The sequence below is a fragment of the Bradyrhizobium centrosematis genome (genome assembly GCF_045571495.1).
Classification (GTDB): domain Bacteria; phylum Pseudomonadota; class Alphaproteobacteria; order Rhizobiales; family Xanthobacteraceae; genus Bradyrhizobium; species Bradyrhizobium centrosematis.
Genome location: NZ_CP120703.1, coordinates 1,087,392 through 1,103,944 on the forward strand (window position 1 = coordinate 1,087,392; position 16,553 = coordinate 1,103,944).

At 65.4% G+C, this 16,553-nt stretch carries 18 protein-coding genes; 13 read left to right on the forward strand and 5 right to left on the reverse strand.

Annotated elements, in window-relative coordinates:
* Positions 1–176 precede the first annotated feature (176 nt).
* From P6U31_RS05170 to P6U31_RS05215, 10 genes are all read left to right on the forward strand, one after another.
* Complete coding sequence (locus P6U31_RS05170; protein WP_407187177.1) at positions 177–788, forward strand: permease; 612 nt, start codon at positions 177–179, stop codon at positions 786–788.
* Positions 785–1,285, forward strand: a complete 501-nt coding sequence (locus P6U31_RS05175) for a hypothetical protein (RefSeq protein WP_407187178.1) — start codon at positions 785–787, stop codon at positions 1,283–1,285. Before P6U31_RS05170 ends, P6U31_RS05175 begins: the two co-directional genes overlap by 4 nt.
* A 149-nt stretch (positions 1,286–1,434) precedes the next feature.
* Positions 1,435–1,659: a hypothetical protein gene (locus P6U31_RS05180; protein WP_407187179.1), complete on the forward strand. Its 225-nt coding sequence runs from the start codon at positions 1,435–1,437 to the stop codon at positions 1,657–1,659.
* Positions 1,660–1,661: 2 nt separating this feature from the next.
* Positions 1,662–2,417: a metal ABC transporter ATP-binding protein gene (locus P6U31_RS05185; protein WP_407187180.1), complete on the forward strand. Its 756-nt coding sequence runs from the start codon at positions 1,662–1,664 to the stop codon at positions 2,415–2,417.
* A 6-nt stretch (positions 2,418–2,423) separates the two neighbouring features.
* Positions 2,424–3,293: a metal ABC transporter permease gene (locus P6U31_RS05190; RefSeq protein WP_407187181.1), complete on the forward strand. Its 870-nt coding sequence runs from the start codon at positions 2,424–2,426 to the stop codon at positions 3,291–3,293.
* A gap of 2 nt (positions 3,294–3,295) precedes the next feature.
* Positions 3,296–4,159, forward strand: coding sequence for a metal ABC transporter solute-binding protein, Zn/Mn family (locus P6U31_RS05195; protein WP_407187182.1), 864 nt, complete (start codon positions 3,296–3,298; stop codon positions 4,157–4,159).
* Positions 4,160–4,213: 54 nt separating this feature from the next.
* A complete protein-coding gene (locus P6U31_RS05200) occupies positions 4,214–5,254 on the forward strand; it encodes a CobW family GTP-binding protein (protein WP_407187183.1) in 1,041 nt (346 codons plus the stop codon).
* Positions 5,254–6,273 carry a WD40 repeat domain-containing protein gene (locus P6U31_RS05205; RefSeq protein WP_407187184.1) on the forward strand — a complete coding sequence of 340 codons (1,020 nt, stop codon included), beginning with the start codon at positions 5,254–5,256 and terminating at the stop codon, positions 6,271–6,273. Before P6U31_RS05200 ends, P6U31_RS05205 begins: the two co-directional genes overlap by 1 nt.
* 30 nt (positions 6,274–6,303) lie before the next feature.
* A complete protein-coding gene (locus P6U31_RS05210) occupies positions 6,304–7,020 on the forward strand; it encodes an MgtC/SapB family protein (RefSeq protein ID WP_407187185.1) in 717 nt (238 codons plus the stop codon).
* A gap of 99 nt (positions 7,021–7,119) precedes the next feature.
* Positions 7,120–7,449 (forward strand): hypothetical protein, encoded by a 330-nt coding sequence (locus P6U31_RS05215; protein ID WP_407189767.1) that lies wholly within the window; start codon positions 7,120–7,122, stop codon positions 7,447–7,449.
* A 153-nt stretch (positions 7,450–7,602) separates the two neighbouring features.
* Here P6U31_RS05215 and P6U31_RS05220 read toward each other — a convergent pair whose 3' ends face one another.
* The 5 genes from P6U31_RS05220 to P6U31_RS05240 all read right to left on the reverse strand — a co-directional run bounded on the left by P6U31_RS05220 (position 7,603) and on the right by P6U31_RS05240 (position 12,453).
* Positions 7,603–9,045: a homospermidine synthase gene (locus P6U31_RS05220; protein ID WP_407187186.1), complete on the reverse strand. Its 1,443-nt coding sequence runs from the start codon at positions 9,043–9,045 to the stop codon at positions 7,603–7,605.
* Positions 9,046–9,109: 64 nt separating this feature from the next.
* The gene (locus P6U31_RS05225) at positions 9,110–9,499 is read right to left on the reverse strand and encodes a RidA family protein (RefSeq protein ID WP_128923407.1); all 390 of its coding nucleotides are present in this window, start codon (positions 9,497–9,499) and stop codon (positions 9,110–9,112) included.
* 146 nt (positions 9,500–9,645) lie between these two features.
* Positions 9,646–10,233 carry a GNAT family N-acetyltransferase gene (locus P6U31_RS05230; RefSeq protein ID WP_407187187.1) on the reverse strand — a complete coding sequence of 196 codons (588 nt, stop codon included), beginning with the start codon at positions 10,231–10,233 and terminating at the stop codon, positions 9,646–9,648.
* A gap of 133 nt (positions 10,234–10,366) precedes the next feature.
* Positions 10,367–11,509: a type III PLP-dependent enzyme gene (locus tag P6U31_RS05235; RefSeq protein ID WP_126259440.1), complete on the reverse strand. Its 1,143-nt coding sequence runs from the start codon at positions 11,507–11,509 to the stop codon at positions 10,367–10,369.
* A 689-nt stretch (positions 11,510–12,198) separates the two neighbouring features.
* On the reverse strand, positions 12,199–12,453 hold the full coding sequence (locus P6U31_RS05240) for a hypothetical protein (protein WP_128923410.1): 255 nt from the start codon (positions 12,451–12,453) through the stop codon (positions 12,199–12,201).
* Positions 12,454–12,589: 136 nt separating this feature from the next.
* On the opposite strand from P6U31_RS05240, the gene P6U31_RS05245 reads away from it, so the two are divergent.
* The 3 genes from P6U31_RS05245 to P6U31_RS05255 are packed head-to-tail and all read left to right on the forward strand — an operon-like array spanning position 12,590 to position 16,430.
* Positions 12,590–14,671, forward strand: coding sequence for a M3 family metallopeptidase (locus P6U31_RS05245; RefSeq protein ID WP_407187188.1), 2,082 nt, complete (start codon positions 12,590–12,592; stop codon positions 14,669–14,671).
* Entirely contained in the window at positions 14,671–15,309 is a 639-nt protein-coding gene (locus P6U31_RS05250) for a DUF1007 family protein (RefSeq protein ID WP_407187189.1), read from the forward strand. Before P6U31_RS05245 ends, P6U31_RS05250 begins: the two co-directional genes overlap by 1 nt.
* Positions 15,306–16,430, forward strand: a complete 1,125-nt coding sequence (locus P6U31_RS05255) for a nickel/cobalt transporter (protein ID WP_407187190.1) — start codon at positions 15,306–15,308, stop codon at positions 16,428–16,430. Before P6U31_RS05250 ends, P6U31_RS05255 begins: the two co-directional genes overlap by 4 nt.
* Positions 16,431–16,553: the final 123 nt, after the last annotated feature.

A 16,553-nucleotide genomic window follows, 5' to 3' on the forward strand; every position in this document is an offset into this window, starting at 1 on the left:
GTTCGCACTCGTGCGCCCGAAATGACGAAATAACAAAGGCGGTCGCTCGCGCGGCCGCCTTTTGCTGTGCGGAATTGCCCTGCACGGTGCGCGCATCGGCCTGTGATCGTACCGTTTGCATCGCAGGGACGTCGCCCTTAATCAGGATGGGCATCACCCTCGAGCGACCCAGCCCGTTGTCAGAACCTTCCCCGAACCACCCGGCGCCTGCCGAGGACGCGGAGTCCGAGCCGCGGCCCGGGCGGGTCCGCAAGCCGATCGGCTGGTCGACGATCATCATCGCAGTTCTGGTCGCGGTGAGTGCGGCGTTGGTCTGGCGGCGTGACGGCACCGATGGCGTTCTCGAGATTCTGACCCACGATCTCTCGCTGTTCTCGGGCATCCTGCCGCGTGTTCTCGCCGGCTGCCTGCTCGGCGCCTTCATCTCCGAAATCCTGCCGCACGAAAAAGTCTCGCGCTCGCTCGGGCCGAGATCGGGCCTGATGGGCCTCCTGATCGGCACTGCCTTCGGCGCGATCCTGCCCGGCGGTCCCTTCACCGCCTACCCCGTGGCGAGTGCGCTGCTCGCCGTCGGCGCCGATTTCGGCGCCACAATCGCCATGGTCGTGAGCTGGACGCTGATCGGCTACGGCCGGGCGGTGGCCTGGGAAATCCCCATCATGGGCACCGACTTCACGCTATGGCGGATCCTGATCTCCCTGCCGCTGCCGGTGCTTGCCGGCGCGCTCGGCCGTTTCGTCTATGTCCGGCTCTATCCGAAGCCGCTCGCCAAGGACGACGAGAATTGAGCGCGGCGCTTCTCATCGACATCCTGCTGTGGGGCTCGGTGATCGGCGTCGGCCTGATCGCCTTCCGTCGTGGGCGCCCGGTGTTCGTGGCCTCGCTGCGCGAAGGCTCGATGGATTTCATCAATATCGTGCCGCGGATCGCGTTAGGGGTGATCGGCTCCGGCTATATTGCCGCCATCATCCCGCAGGAGGTGATCACCGGCTGGCTCGGCCCGGACAGCGGCTGGCTCGGGGTTGCGAGCGCCGTGGTCGCTGGGGCCGCGACGCCCGGTGGGCCGGTGATCGGCTTCTCCATTGGCACGGTGGCGCTGAAGTCCGGCGGCGGGGTGCCGCAGGTGGTGGCCTATGTCGTCGCCTGGGCCCTGTTTGCCTTCCAGCGGGTGATCCTGTGGGAAATCCCGTTCATGCCGGCCCGTTTCGTCTGGTTTCGCTGCGCCGTCTCGGTGCCGTTCCCGTTCGTGGCGGCGGCGATCGCCATGGTGATCGGGAAGCCCTGATCCAGCCGTGGGCGCTTTGGGGCGTCATTCCGGGGCGGCTCAAAGAGCCGAACCCGGAATCTCGAGATCCCGGGTTCTATGCTCCGCATAGCCCCAGGATGACACCTCGAAGCGTGGACAGGCGTAATGTTATAATATAACATTTCTGGATGGTTCCCGCCGCGTCCCACGCTCATCATCACGACCATGCCCACAGCCATTCCCATGGCCACGGGCACGACCATACCCACGCCCATGTCCACGATGCGGCCTCGCCGCATCCGGCCCAGGCGGCGCCCTGGTCGATCCTGCGCATGACCATGGCGGGTCGGCTCGCGGCGGCACTCGCCGTCTGTGCCGTGCTCTGGGGCGTGGTCTTCCTGGCGATGAGGTGACGATGGCGGCGCTGCGGTTTCATAACGTCACGCTTGGCTACGACCGCCACCCGGCGGTGCACCATCTCAACGGTGAGGTTGCGCGAGGCGCTCTGGTTGCCGTGATCGGCCCGAATGGTGCGGGCAAGTCGACCCTGCTGCGTGGGATCGTCGGCATCCTTAGTCCGCTCGACGGCAGCATCCATCTCGGCGGGCTGGACAGCAGGGACATCGCTTATCTGCCGCAGAGCGCGGAGATCGACCGCAGTTTCCCGATCTCGGTGTTCGATTTTGTCGGCACCGGCCTGTGGCGCCACGCCGGCCTGTTCGGGGGCATCGGCAAGCCGGCCCGCGAAAAGATTCTGCGCGCAATCGCGTCCGTTGGCCTCAACGGCTTCGAGAACCGCCCGATCGGCACGCTCTCGGGCGGGCAAATGCAGCGCGTGCTGTTCGCGCGCGTGTTGCTCCAGGACGCTGCGCTCATCGTGCTGGACGAGCCCTTCAACGCCATCGACAGCAAAACCACCGCCGACCTGCTCGCGCTGGTCAAGCAATGGCACGGCGAGGGCCGCACCGTGCTCGCCGCGCTGCACGACATGGAGATGGTGCGCAACCATTTCAGCGAGACGCTGGTGCTGGCGCGCGGCCCGGTGGCATGGGGGCCGACCGCGGAGGTCCTGACGCCGGAAAACCTGCTGGTTGCGATGCGGATGTGCGAGGCCTTCGACGACACCGCCGCGGCATGCGCGGCCGATGACATCAACTCGCGGGCCGCGTGACCGCAAATGGCCTATGACGCGCTGATCGGTCCGTTCACCGAATTCGAGTTCATGCGGCGCGCGCTCGCCGCCGTGATCGCGCTGTCGCTGGCCGGCGCGCCGATCGGCGTGTTCCTGATGCTGCGGCGGATGAGCCTCGTCGGCGACGCCATGGCGCATGCGATCCTGCCGGGCGCCGCGGTCGGCTTCCTGCTCTCCGGCCTCAATCTGTTCGCGATGACGGCCGGCGGTCTGATCGCGGGCTTTGCCGTGGCGATCCTCGCCGGTGTGGTTGCCCGCTCGACCGGGCTGAAGGAGGACGCGTCGCTCGCGACCTTCTATCTGGCCTCGCTGGCGCTGGGCGTGACCATCGTCTCGATCAAGGGCACCAATATCGACCTCTTGCACGTGCTGTTCGGCAACATCCTGGCGATGGACGACCAGACCCTGCTGGTGGTCGCTTTCAATGCCACGATCACGCTGCTCGTGCTCGCCGTGATTTACCGCCCGCTAGTGATCGAAAGCGTCGATCCGTTGTTCCTGCGCACCGTCAGCCGCGCCGGCGGACCCGCGCATCTTGCCTTCCTCGCCCTGGTCGTCATCAACCTCGTCAATGGCTTTCAGGCGCTGGGCACGCTGTTGGCCGTCGGCCTGATGATCCTGCCGGCAGGCATCGCCCGGTTCTGGTCGCGCGATCTCACTGCGATGATCTGCATCGCGGTGGTCGCTGCCGCTGTCTCCGGCTATGCCGGCCTCGTGCTGTCGTTCCAGACCCGGGTGCCGTCCGGCCCTGCAATCATTCTCGTGGCGACGGTGCTCTACATCGTCTCGGTTCTGTTCGGACGTGTCGGCGGCATCGTCCGGCAGATGTTTCCCGGCCGGCATCTGGAAGCGTGACGATGCGGCGGATCCTGCTTTGCGTGCTCCTGCTGATCGCCTCGCCTCTGCACGCCGCGGAGCGGCTCAACGTCGTCGCGAGCTTCTCGATCCTGGCCGATTTCGTCCGCAATGTCGGCGCCGACAGGATCAATCTAACGACGCTGGTTGGGGCCGACAGCGACGTCCACGTCTACACGCCGCCGCCTGCCGACGCGAAGCGTGTCGCGGAGGCGAAGCTTGTCATCGTCAACGGGCTCGGGCTCGAAGGCTGGCTGCCGCGCCTCGTGCAGTCTTCCGGCAGCAAAGCGACGGTCGTCACCGCCAGTGCCGGCATCGCGCCGCTCAAGCTCGGCTCAGGCGCCGATCCCCATGCCTGGCAGTCCGTCCCCAACGCCAGGGTCTACGTGACCGATATCGCCAATGCCCTGGCCGCAGCCGATCCCGACGATGCCGATTTTTTCCGCACGCGGGCCAAGGCCTATCTGGAAAAGCTCGAAACGCTCGACCGAGAGATCCGCGAGGCCGTAGCCAGGATCCCACCGGACCGGCGCAAGGTGATCTCCACCCATGATGCCTTCGGCTATTTTTCCGCTGAATACGGTATCCAGTTCATCGCTCCCCTGGGCGTCTCCACCGAAACCGAGCCGAGCGCGCGTGACATCGCGGCCATCATCGGCCAGATCAAGGCTCAGAAAATCCCGGCCGTGTTCCTGGAGAATATCAGCGATGACCGGCTGATCCGGCGGATCGCGGCGGAGACCGGCTCGAAAGTCGGCGGGACCCTGATTTCGGACGGTTTGACCGGCGAAAAGGGGGCTGCACCCACTTACATTGACATGGTCAGGCACAATATAAAGGCCCTGACCAGCGCGCTTGACCACTAGGGCAGGGGCCACCCTGCCTCGCGTCGCGCGACCAGCCCTACGTCCGGAGTTGTTATGTCTGAAGCGACCTCCCAGAAAATTCCCGTGACCGTTCTGACCGGCTATCTCGGTGCCGGCAAGACGACGCTCTTGAACCGCATCCTGTCGGAGAACCATGGCAAGAAATACGCCGTCATCGTCAACGAATTCGGCGAGATCGGCATCGACAACGACCTCATCATCGGCGCCGATGAGGAAGTGTTCGAGATGAACAACGGCTGCATCTGCTGCACCGTGCGCGGCGACCTGGTCCGTATCATGGACGGGCTGATGAAGCGCAAGGGCAAGTTCGACGCCATCATCGTCGAGACCACCGGCCTTGCCGATCCCGCGCCCGTCGCCCAGACCTTCTTCGTCGACGAGGACGTGCAGAAGAACGCGCGGCTCGACGCAGTCGTCACGGTCGCCGACGCCAAATGGCTGTCCGACCGGCTCAAGGATGCGCCGGAGGCCAAGAACCAGATCGCCTTTGCCGACGTCATCATCCTTAACAAGACCGATCTCGTCAACAAGGGCGAGCTTGGCGAGATCGAGGCCCGCATCCGCGGCATCAACCCTTATGCGAAACTCCACCGCACCGAGCGCTGCTCGGTGGCGCTGGCCGACGTGCTCGACCGCGGCGCCTTCGACCTCGACCGCATTCTCGACATCGAGCCGGATTTCCTCGAAGCCGATGATCATGACCACGACCATGACCATCACCACCATCATGGCCACGACCATGATCACGGCCACGGCCTGAAGCACTATCACGACGAGGACATGCAGTCGCTCTCGCTCAGGACCGACAAGCCGCTCGATCCCAACGTGTTCATGCCTTGGCTGCAGAACCTGGTGCAGGTCGAGGGCGGCAAGATCCTGCGCTCCAAGGGCATCCTCGCGTTCCATGACGACGACGACCGCTACGTCTTCCAGGGCGTCCACATGATGCTGGAGGGCAACCACCAGCGGAAATGGAAGGAGGGCGAGCCGCGCGAGAGCCGCCTCGTCTTCATTGGCCGCGAATTGCCGGAAGAGGCGATCCGCAAGGGCTTTGAGAGCTGCATCGTCTCGTGATGAAAGAGTTTACGCCGGCCCCCGATTCCGCCTCGATCGTCTCCGTCACCGACCGCGTCAAGCCTGTTGCGCTCGGCATGGCAGTTACGTCCGTGCATTTCCTGGCCGATCGCGCCGCCTTCGTCGGCGGCGAGGAGAACGTCGCCTTCGTCGACGCCAAGGGTGAGATCTCCACCGTCGCCGTGCACAGCGGCGGCATTCTCTCCACTGCTTCGGACGGCAAGCGCCTGGTGATGGGCGGCGACGACGGCAAGGTCGTCTCGCTCGATGCCAAGGGGGAGGTAACGCTGCTCGCCACCGACCCGAAGCGGCGCTGGATCGACGCAGTGGCGCTGCATGCCGATGGCGCGTTCGCCTGGTCGGCCGGCAAGACCGCGACCGTCAAGAGCGGCAAGGCCGAAGAGAAGTCGATTGACGTGCCCTCGACCGTCGGCGGGCTTGCGTTTGCGCCGAAAGGCCTGCGGCTCGCGATCGCGCATTACAACGGCGCGACCCTGTGGTTTCCGAACATGGAAGGATCGGCCGAATTCCTGCCCTGGGCCGGCTCGCATCACGCCGTCACCTTCAGCCCGGACAACAAATTCCTGGTCACAGCGATGCACGAGCCGGCGCTGCACGGCTGGCGGCTCGCCGACAACAGGCACATGCGCATGACCGGCTACCCCGGCCGCGTCCGCTCGATGTCGTGGAGCGCAGGCGGCAAGGGGCTCGCCACCTCGGGCGCCGACACGGTCATCATATGGCCGTTCGGCAGCAAGGACGGTCCGATGGGCAAGGAGCCCGCGATGCTGGCGCCGCTGCAGGCTCGCGTGGCGGTCGTCGCCTGTCACCCCAAGAACGACATTCTCGCTGCCGGCTACAGCGACGGCACCGTGCTGATGGTGCGGCTGGAGGACGGTGCGGAGATCCTGGTTCGCCGTAACGGCACACCTCCGGTCGCGGCGCTCGCATGGAATGCCAAGGGCACGCTGCTGGCGTTTGCCGACGAAAATGGGGACGGCGGCCTGCTTCAGCTTTGATCTGTCATGGTTCCCGCCGTATAGGGGGCCATGCGGTTTCTGACCACCTTCCAGCTTGCTGACTTCGCCGACACGCTCATCAGCCTGACCACGGCCTTCGTGCTGGGCACCTTGATCGGTGCCGAGCGGCAATATCGCCAGCGTACTGCGGGCCTGCGCACCAACGTGCTGGTCGCGGTGGGAGCGGCCGCTTTCGTCGACCTCGCCATGCATCTCGACGGCGCCGACGGTGCGGTCCGGGTGATCGCCTATGTCGTCTCCGGCATCGGCTTCCTAGGGGCCGGCGTCATCATGAAGCAGGGCATGGACGTGCGCGGGCTCAACACCGCGGCAACGCTATGGGCTTCGGCCGCGGTCGGCTCCTGTGCCGGCGCCGACATGGTTGCGCAGGCGGCAGCCCTCACCGTCTTCGTCATCGCCGGCAACACCATGCTGCGCCCGCTGGTCAACGCCATCAATCGCATCCCGCTGAACGAGAAGGCGCTGGAGGCGACCTACTATTTCAAGCTGGCTGTTGCCACCGACGCCCTTCCGGACATGCGCGACCGCCTCGTCGACAAGCTCGAGGCCGCGAAATATCCAGTCGCTGATATCGAGGTCGCCGAGATCGGCGAGGACAATCTGGAGATCGTCGCCAAGCTGGTCGCGACCGCGATCGATCCGAACGAGCTGAACGCGGTGGCGACCGATCTCCAGCATCTGCCGGGCGTGCGCCACGCCACCTGGGAAGTCAGCACGACGGAATAGGCGCGGCGTTTTGGCGCGCGAGCGGGCGGTTCCCGCCCTTCGTGCCGGAACCGGTGGGGCCCAGTTTCGTTGATTCCGCGGATAAAGGCGGTGATCGACATGCCCGGCCCGGATGACAAGCGCAGACTGAAGCTCGATATGGCAATTGCCTGCTCGCTCCTTGCAGCAGGACTCATTGTGTCGGCAATCTCGCTGGTCCAGATCCGGGCCGAGAGCCGCATGGAGCTGGCCCAGGCGACGCCGCCGCTCCAGGGCACGCCGTCCGACGATCAGAACAAGCCCGCGGAAGCCAAGCCCGGCGGCGACCGGCCAACCACGCCGGCCCCCGAGCCGGCGCGCCCCGATCCGCAAACGCAGGGCGCAGCGACCAAGCCGGCACTGCCGCCGGCCCCCGCGGAAAAGATCGCGCCGCCGATCGAGAAGAAGTAGCGGTTCTCTCCACACTCAGTGTCATTGCCCGCGAAGGCGGGCAATCCGGTATTCCAGAGGCCGCGGTGCTGGAGCCGAGAAGCTGCGGCGTACTGGATGCCCTGGTCAAGCCCGGGCATGACAGCTGGCTTGGAGTGAGAAGCTTCGCGCCGTTCACCGCACCAGAATATTCTTGAACTGCCAGGGATCGCTGGTGTCGATATCCTCCGGGAACAGCCCCGGACGATCCGTCAGCGGCGTCCATTCGGTGTAGAAGCCCTTCACCGGGCCGAGATAGGGCAGCTGGATTTCCAGGAGCCGATCGAAATCCATCTCGTCGGCCTCGACGATGCCTTCGTTCGGGTTTTCCAGCGCCCACACCATGCCGCCGAGTACGGCGGAGGTCACCTGCAGGGCGGTGGCGTTCTGGTAGGGCGCGAGCTCGCGGGTCTCTTCGATGGAGAGCTGCGAGCCGTACCAGTATGCATTCTTGTCGTGACCGAACAGCAGCACGCCGAGCTCGTCGATGCCGTCCACGATCTCATCCTCTTCGAGAATGTGGTGCTTTTCCTGCATCTTGCCGGCGCGACCGAACAGCTCATGCAGCGACAGCACGGCGTCGTCGGCCGGATGATAGGCGTAATGGCAGGTCGGCCGATAGATTGCGTTGCCCGAAGCATCACGCACCGTGAAGTAATCGGCGATCGAGATCGACTCGTTGTGGGTGACGAGGAAGCCGTACTGGGCGCCGCGGGTCGGGCACCAGGTGCGCACGCGGGTATTGGCGCCGGGCTGCATCAGATAGATGGCAGCGCCGCAGCCGGCTTCATGGGTATGCGCATTCTCGGGCATCCATTTCTCATGGGTGCCCCAGCCGAGCTCCGACGGCTGCATGCCCTCCGAGAGGAAACCTTCCACCGACCAGGTGTTGACGAAGACGTCGGGCTCCTTCGGCTTCTTGGAGCGCTGGGTGTCGCGCTCGGCGATGTGGATGCCCTTGATGCCGGCCTGCCGCATCAAATCCGCCCATTCGGCCTTGGTCTTCGGCTTGGGGGCATTGAGCTTCAGATCGGCGGCGACGTTGAGCAGCGCCTGCTTGACGAAAAACGAAACCATACCGGGATTGGCGCCGCAGCAGGAGACGGCCGTCGTCGAGCCCTTAGGGCGCGCCTTCTTGGCGGCCAGCGTCACTTCGCGAAGGGCGTAGTTCGAGCGCGCTTCCGGCCCCTTCGAAGCGTCGAAATAGAAGCCGAGCCAGGGCTCGTTGACGGTGTCGATGTAGAGCGCGCCGAGCTCGTTGCAGAGCTCCATGATGTCGGTCGAGCCGGTATCGACCGAGAGATTGACGCAAAAGCCCTGGCCGCCGCCCTCCGTGAGCAGCGGGGTCAGCACCTCGCGATAATTGTCCTTGGTGAGGCCCTTCTGGATGAAGCGGACATTGTGCTTCTCGCAAAGCGCCCTGCGGCCCTCGTCCTTGGGATCCAGCACCGTGATGCGCGACTTGTCGTAGTCGAGGTGCCGCTCGATCAGCGGCAGCGTGCCTTTGCCGATGGAGCCGAAGCCGACCATGACGATGGGACCGGTGATCTTCGCGTAAATCTGCGAGGGAGGGCTCATGGGACGGTTTCTCCGGAACGTGCTGGCAGGCAGAGGTGGGTGAGATCAGGCGCTGCGGCGCTTGTCAGACGCTGCGGCGCTTGGCGGTGACTTCGATTTCGACCTTCATCTCGGGCTTGGCGAGAGCGCTGACGACCAACAACGTCGCAGCCGGCCTGATGTCACCGAGGACCTCGCCGCAGACGGCGAAGTGAGCATCGATGTAGCTGGCGTCGGTGACGTAGTAGGTCGCACGGACGATATCGGCCATCTCGAATCCGCCCTCCTTCAGGGCGGCTGCGATGGTCTTGAAGCAGTTGCGTGACTGGCTCGTGACGTCGGCCGGCATCGTCATCGTGGCATAGTCATAGCCCGTGGTGCCCGCGACGAAGGCGAACTCGCCGTCGATCACGGCGCGGCTGTAGCCGACGGTCTTCTCGAGCGGAGAGCCGGTGGAGATCAGGCGACGGGGCATGGTGACGGGTCTCGACTGAAGGGGTGGTTTTGCGGGTTAAACGGCGTTTCCGGGGCCTGCGCAACCCCAAAGGAACGCGCTTGGCCCAGGCGCGGCCGGCCGCTGCCGCGGAGCGCGGCTGCTGCCGTCGCCATCATGGCGCCGTCTTAGGCCGCGTGCGCCTGGAGGGGACGAACTACCCTCCGTTTGGGCAGGGCCGCGCCGGTCGGGACGATCATCCCCTCGGCGCCATCGAGCGCGCCAGCCTGGAATTCGATCGCCAGCAGGCGATCGGGTTCGAACGGGCCGGGCAGCGAGAGCGCGCCGGTCTTCTCGGCCGAGAAGCCGAAGCGGGCATAGTAAGGCGCATCGCCGAGCAGGATCACGGCGTCATGACCGCGCGCCCGAGCGGCGGCCAGCGCTTGTTGCATCAGCGCGGCGCCAATCCCGAGCTCGCGGCAGGCAGCGTCGACCGCCAGCGGTCCGAGGACCAGAGCGGGCCTGCCTCCGGCGCTGACGTGCCACAGTCGCACGGTTCCCACGAGCTTGCCCTCGCGCACGGCCGACAGGGCGAGGCCTGTGGCAGGTGCACGTCCGTCGCGCAGGCGCTGGCAGGTGCGGTCATGGCGGTTCTCGCCAAAGCAGGCATCCAGCAGCGCTTCACGCATCGCGACGTCGGCAGCACGCTCCGCACGGATCGCGAACGGAGCGGCTTTCGAGGTGAGGGTGACTTGTGGCTTCCGAAAAGCAGTCATGGCGCGCCAGTCCCCGCTTGAACGGACGTGCGATCAGCACGCCGGTCCAAGACGTCGTCAGAATCGAGATGTCGGGAAGGGAGCCGGCAAGCCGGCTCCCGGGTTCGTCAGGCCTCTAGAACCGAGAGGCGGATCAGATGTGATACGTCTTCAGCGGCGGGATGCCGTTGAACGCCACCGACGAGTAGGTCGACGTATAGGCCCCGGTGCCTTCGATCAGCACCTTGTCGCCGATCTCGAGCGTGACGGGAAGCGGATACGGGTTCTTCTCGTACAGCACGTCGGCGCTGTCGCAGGTGGGACCTGCGAGCACGCACGGCGTCATGTCCGCGCCGTCGTGACGGGTGCGGATGGCGTAGCGGATCGACTCGTCCATGGTCTCGGCGAGACCGCCGAACTTGCCGATGTCGAGGTACACCCAGCGCACCTCGTCCTCGTCGCTCTTCTTCGAGATGAGCACGACCTCGGATTCGATGATGCCGGCGTTGCCCACCATGCCGCGGCCCGGCTCGATGATGGTCTCCGGGATCTGGTTGCCGAAGTGCTTGCGCAGCGCGCGGAAGATCGAGCGGCCGTAGGTCACGACCGGCGGCACGTCCTTCAGGTACTTGGTCGGGAAACCGCCGCCCATGTTGACCATGGTCAGGTTGATGCCGCGCTCGGCGCAGTCGCGGAACACCTGCGAGGCCATTGCCAGCGCACGGTCCCACGCCTTCACCTTGCGCTGCTGCGAGCCGACATGGAAGGAGATGCCGCACGGCTCCAGGCGCAGGCGCTTGGCGAGGTCGAGCACCTCGACCGCCATCTCCGGATCGCAGCCGAACTTGCGCGACAGCGGCCACTCGGCGCCGGCGCAGTCATAGAGGATGCGGCAGAACACCTTCGCGCCGGGGGCGGCACGGGCGACCTTCTCGACCTCGGCGGCGCAATCGACCGCGAACAGGCGAATGCCGAGCGCGAAGGCGCGCGCGATGTCGCGCTCCTTCTTGATCGTGTTGCCGAAGGAGATGCGGTCGGGCGTCGCACCGGCAGCCAGCGCCATCTCGATCTCGGCGACGGTGGCGGTGTCGAAGCAGGAGCCCATGGAGGCGAGCAGGGCCAGCACTTCCGGCGCCGGGTTCGCCTTCACGGCGTAGAACACACGGCTGTCGGGCAGCGCCTTGGCGAAGCTCTGATAATTGTCGCGCACGACCTCGAGGTCGACGACGAGGCACGGCTCGGTGTCGAGGCCATCCTTGCGGCGGTTGCGCAGGAATTCCTGGATACGTTCGGTCATAGCACTCTCCAAAGCGGCCCCAGCGACGGAGCTCGTTCAAAGTGGTTCCCGGACGAGGGTGCTTTGCCGCTGTCGCACGATGGAGACGCGACAGGGCTAAAACCCCAGACCGAATTGTGCTGCCGTGGATTGGTTGGGAATGCTCCCGCCCGCACACCTGGCAATGAAGGACAAGCCTTTTCAGTAGCCCGCGCCGGCGTTGGACTGCCGGTAGAGACCAAAAAAGCCCGATCCGTCGTTGCTTTAAGTCGCGTCCCCCGTTGAGAGCGGGGTGCGCCGGTTCGCCTCCGGCTGCCAGTCACGGTTGCAAAGAGCGAAGTCACCTTCGACAAGGCACCTCTTGAGAGAGATGCTGGGCGCTTCGGGTTTGCTTTCTCGTTCGACCTTCTGATCTTGCGACCTTCAGTCTTCCGATTTCCGCACTTCCGAAGAGCCCCTCGGCTTCTTCACCCCTTGGCGGCTGTCCGGCCTCTTGTCCGGATACCTACCGACTGACACACGACCACAGGCACGTGCGAAATTGGGCAAGTCCGCACATAAGCGTTTTGACTCTGCTTCGCAAGAATTTTTTTAGGCTGCGAACGGAATTGCCTAACATCTGCTTGCGCGGTGTTGCGCGAGCGACGCGGAAGATGAACGTGCGTTAAGTTTTCTGTGGCAGCGGCGCGTCTGCCGCGCGCGTGCGCGCTTCAGCCGCGCTTCGTGAACGGCTCGACGCGTTGGGCTCCGCGGATGAACGCGGTCATCACGAGCACACCGAGCGCGAACAGCACCGCCTGCAGGATGTGCGTGCCCTGGTCGCCGAGTCCGAACAGGATCGCGAGCGCCCAGCCACCGGCGAACGCTGCGCCGAACACTTCGGCACCGATCAGGATGGCGGCGCTGATGACGGTGATGACGCTGGGCCAGACGATCTGGCGGGACGAGGAAGCAGGCGCGTTCATGAGCTCAGGGTCCGTGGCTTCGAGGGCCGCAATCTCCTCGAAAAGGCGGCCGGGAGCAAGGCCAAATGGCCCAAAAAAGCCCCATCGCGTGCTATAGCTGGCCGCAACGATCGAGCCACGCAAATCGGGACTTGTGATGTCAGAACCCCGCCAAATTACGGACTCCGAGGCCAATCCGCTGCTGAAGGCCTGGGTGACGCCGTTTGCGACCCCGCCGTTCGACGAGATCAAGCCGGAGCACTTTCTGCCCGCCTTCGAGCAGGCCTTTGCCGACCATTCCGCCGAGATCGCAGCGATCACCAACGATCCGGCCGCGCCCGACTTCGCCAACACCATCACGGCGCTGGAGCGCTCCGGCAAGCTCTTGAGCAAGGTCGCGGCGGTGTTCTACGACCTCGTCTCGGCGCATTCCAACCCGGCCATCCTGGAGATCGACAAGGAGGTTTCCTTGCGGATGGCGCGGCACTGGAATCCGATCATGATGAACGCCGTGCTGTTTGGTCGCATCGCCCAGCTGCACGAGAACCGCGCCAGTCTCGGTCTGTCGCCCGAACAGCTCCGTCTGCTGGAGCGCACCTACACCCGCTTCCACCGCGCCGGCGCCGGGCTCTCCGAGGACGCCAAGACCCGGATGGCCGAGATCAACGAGAGGCTCGCCCAGCTGGGCACCAGCTTCAGCCATCATCTGCTCGGCGACGAGCAGGACTGGGTCATGGAGCTGGGAGAGGATGACCGCCAGGGCCTGCCGGAGAGCTTTGTTGCCGCCGCAAGGGCTGCGGCGGAAGAGCGCGGCATGGAAGGCAAGGCCATCGTCACGCTGTCGCGTTCCTCGGTCGAACAGTTCCTGAAGAGCTCGGCGCGGCGCGACCTGCGCGAGAAGGTCTACAAGGCCTTCGTCGCCCGCGGCGACAACGGCAATGCGAACGACAATAACACCACCATCGTCGAGATCCTGAAGCTGCGCGAGGAGAGCGCGAACCTCCTGGGCTATCCGACCTACGCCGCCTATCGGCTCGAGGATTCCATGGCCAAGACGCCGGATGCGGTGCGGGGCCTCCTGGAGCGGGTCTGGAAGCCGGCTCGCGCCCGGGCGCTCGCCGACCGCGACGAGATGCAGGCGCTGATCACGGAGGAGGGCGGCAATTTCAAGCTCGCCCCCTGGGACTGGCGCTTCTACGCCGAGAAGCTCCGCCTCCAGCGCGCCAATTTCGACGATTCCGCGATCAAGCCGTATCTCGGCCTCGACAATATGATCGCTGCCGCCTTCGACTGCGCCACGCGCCTGTTCGGCATCACCTTCGAGGAGCGCAAGGACGTTCCGGTTTGGCACCCGGATGTCCGGGTCTGGGAGGTGAAGGACAGGGACGGCAAGCACAAGGCGCTGTTCTACGGCGACTACTTCGCCCGGCCGTCCAAGCGCTCCGGCGCCTGGATGACCTCGCTGCGCGACCAGCAGAAGCTCGATGGCGATGTCGCGCCGCTCGTTCTCAACATCTGCAATTTCGCCAAGGGGGCCGGCGGCGAGCCCTCGCTGCTGTCGCCCGACGATGCCCGCACCCTGTTCCACGAGTTCGGCCACGGGCTGCACGGCATGCTCTCCAACGTGACCTATCCCTCGCTCTCGGGCACCTCCGTGTTCACCGACTTCGTCGAGCTGCCGTCGCAGCTGTACGAGCACTGGCAGGAGCGGCCCGAGGTGCTGCAGAAGTTCGCCCGTCACTACCAGACCGGCGAGCCGCTGCCGGACGACCTCCTGCAACGCTTCCTCGCCGCGCGAAAATTCAACCAAGGCTTTGCCACGGTCGAGTTCGTCTCGTCCGCGCTGATTGACCTGGAATTCCATACCCAGCCGGCGGCCGCCGCGCAGGATGTCCGCGCCTTCGAGCGACGCGAGCTGGAGAAGATCGGTATGCCCGAGGAGATCGCGCTGCGTCACCGCCCCACCCAGTTCGGCCACATCTTCACCGGCGACCACTATGCCGCCGGCTATTACAGCTACATGTGGTCCGAGGTGATGGACGCCGACGCCTTCGGCGCGTTCGAGGAGGCCGGGGACATCTTCGATCCCGCGGTCGCCAAGCGCCTGCATGACGATATCTATTCGAGCGGCGGATCGCTCGATCCGGAAGCCGCCTATGAGGCTTTCCGCGGCCGCCCGCCCGAGCCCGACGCGCTGCTGCGCCGGCGCGGCCTGCTCGACAGCGCCAAGGCCGCCTGATGCGCATGCGCGCCCTTCTCGGTCTGCTGCTCGCCGCCGGCCTGTCGCTCGCCGCAAACGCAGCGAGCGCGCATCCACATGTCTGGATCACCGCGACCAGCGAGTTGCTCTATGCGGCGGACGGCACCATCACCGGTGTCCGCCACGCCTGGACCTTCGACGACATGTTCTCGGCCTATGCGGTGCAGGGGCTCGGGAGCAAGACCAAGGGCGCCTATACGCGCGAGGAGCTCGGGCCGCTGGCGCAGACCAATGTCGAGTCGCTGAAGGAATATGCCTACTTCACCTTTGCGCGAGCCGACGGCAAGAAGGAGCGATTCCAGGAGCCGGTCGACTACTTCCTCGACTACAAGGACACTGTCCTGACCCTGCACTTCACGCTGCCGCTGAAGAACCCGGTCAAGCCGAGGCAATTGGTGCTCGAAGTGTTCGATCGCTCCTTCTTCATCGATTTCCAGATGGCCAAGGAGAATCCCGTCAAGCTGGTCGGCGCGCCCGCGGGCTGCCAGATGAAGCTGGATCGGCCGAGCGACGGCACCGCGACCGCGCAGAAGCTCAACGAGCAAACCTTCATGAACGGCGAGAACAGCAATTTCGGCATGATGTTCGCCAACAAGATCACGGTGGATTGTCCTTGAAGCCGCATCTCTCCCCGCTCATCCGCGGGCTGGTCGCCTGCGGGGCCGCTCTGCTGGTCGTGATCGCGGCCGACGCCGCGCTTCACGATCTCCTTGCGCAAAACCCCTTTGGCGCGCCGCGCCCCGCGCAGGCCGCCGAACCGGAAGCGAGCGGCCTCATCGGCTGGTTGTTGGCAAAACAGTCTGAATTCTATCGCCAGATGTCGTCGACCATCCGCGCCGCCAAGTCCGACGGGTCGGCGGTATGGACGCTGCTCTTCATCTCGTTCGCCTATGGCATCTTTCATGCCGCCGGCCCTGGCCACGGCAAGGCGGTGATCGCCTCCTATCTGGTTGCCAACCGCGAGACCGCGCGGCGCGGCATCGCTCTGTCCTTTGCCTCGGCGCTGATGCAGTCGCTGGTGGCGATCTTGATCGTCGGCATCTCGGCCTGGATCCTGAATGCGACCGCCAAGACCATGTGCAAGGCGGAAGGGGTGATCGAGATCGCGAGCTACGCCCTGATCGCGCTGTTCGGCCTGCGCCTCGTCTGGGTCAAGGGCCGCACCTTCATCCGCGCGCTGCAGGCGGCCCAGCCGGTGCCGGCGATGGCGGGCGTGCCGCATGATCATGACCACGGCCATCACCATCATCATCACGACGCGCATGATCATGGTGAGCACGATCATCAACACCACACTCATGGTCACGACCACGCGCACGCCCATCACGGGCATGAGCATGTCCACGACGAGCATTGCGGCCATTCCCACGGGCCGACCCCGAGCGAGCTCGCCGGCCCCGGCGGTTGGCGGCGCGGCTTTGCGGCGATCCTCACCGTCGGCATCCGGCCCTGCTCGGGTGCGATCCTGGTGCTGGTGTTTGCGCTCGCCCAGGGCCTGTTCTGGGCCGGCATCGCCGCGACCTTCCTGATGGGATTGGGCACCGCGATCACCGTCGCGGCGATTGCGGTCGTCGCCGTCACCGCCAAGGACATCGCCGGGCGGCTCAGCGCCGGGCGCGACGGCGGCGGCGCGCTGTTCATGCGCGGCGTCGAATTTGCCGCGGCGGCCGTCGTGCTGCTGTTCGGCGCAGGCCTCTTGTTCGGCTACATCGCCGCCGAACGGACCACGTGTTTTTAAATAGCCCCTGCAATTCACGGTGTTCAGTTGAGCACGACGGTCTCGCAGCTTGCTCCGTCATTGCGAGCGTAGCGAAGCAATCCAGAGTGTCTCCGCAGCGGCAGTCTGGATTGCTTCGTCGCA

Coding starts and splice junctions, on each gene's coding strand:
- P6U31_RS05225 (WP_128923407.1), bottom strand. CDS start 9,499: ATGCCCCGTCGCCTGATCTCCACCGGCTCTCCGCTCGAGAAGACCGTC.
- P6U31_RS05210 (WP_407187185.1), top strand. CDS start 6,304: ATGCGGTTTCTGACCACCTTCCAGCTTGCTGACTTCGCCGACACGCTC.
- P6U31_RS05195 (WP_407187182.1), top strand. CDS start 3,296: ATGCGGCGGATCCTGCTTTGCGTGCTCCTGCTGATCGCCTCGCCTCTG.
- P6U31_RS05215 (WP_407189767.1), top strand. CDS start 7,120: ATGCCCGGCCCGGATGACAAGCGCAGACTGAAGCTCGATATGGCAATT.
- P6U31_RS05245 (WP_407187188.1), top strand. CDS start 12,590: ATGTCAGAACCCCGCCAAATTACGGACTCCGAGGCCAATCCGCTGCTG.
- P6U31_RS05240 (WP_128923410.1), bottom strand. CDS start 12,453: ATGAACGCGCCTGCTTCCTCGTCCCGCCAGATCGTCTGGCCCAGCGTC.
- P6U31_RS05235 (WP_126259440.1), bottom strand. CDS start 11,509: ATGACCGAACGTATCCAGGAATTCCTGCGCAACCGCCGCAAGGATGGC.
- P6U31_RS05205 (WP_407187184.1), top strand. CDS start 5,254: ATGAAAGAGTTTACGCCGGCCCCCGATTCCGCCTCGATCGTCTCCGTC.
- P6U31_RS05185 (WP_407187180.1), top strand. CDS start 1,662: ATGGCGGCGCTGCGGTTTCATAACGTCACGCTTGGCTACGACCGCCAC.
- P6U31_RS05220 (WP_407187186.1), bottom strand. CDS start 9,045: ATGAGCCCTCCCTCGCAGATTTACGCGAAGATCACCGGTCCCATCGTC.
- P6U31_RS05230 (WP_407187187.1), bottom strand. CDS start 10,233: ATGACTGCTTTTCGGAAGCCACAAGTCACCCTCACCTCGAAAGCCGCT.
- P6U31_RS05190 (WP_407187181.1), top strand. CDS start 2,424: ATGGCCTATGACGCGCTGATCGGTCCGTTCACCGAATTCGAGTTCATG.
- P6U31_RS05200 (WP_407187183.1), top strand. CDS start 4,214: ATGTCTGAAGCGACCTCCCAGAAAATTCCCGTGACCGTTCTGACCGGC.
- P6U31_RS05180 (WP_407187179.1), top strand. CDS start 1,435: ATGGTTCCCGCCGCGTCCCACGCTCATCATCACGACCATGCCCACAGC.
- P6U31_RS05250 (WP_407187189.1), top strand. CDS start 14,671: ATGCGCATGCGCGCCCTTCTCGGTCTGCTGCTCGCCGCCGGCCTGTCG.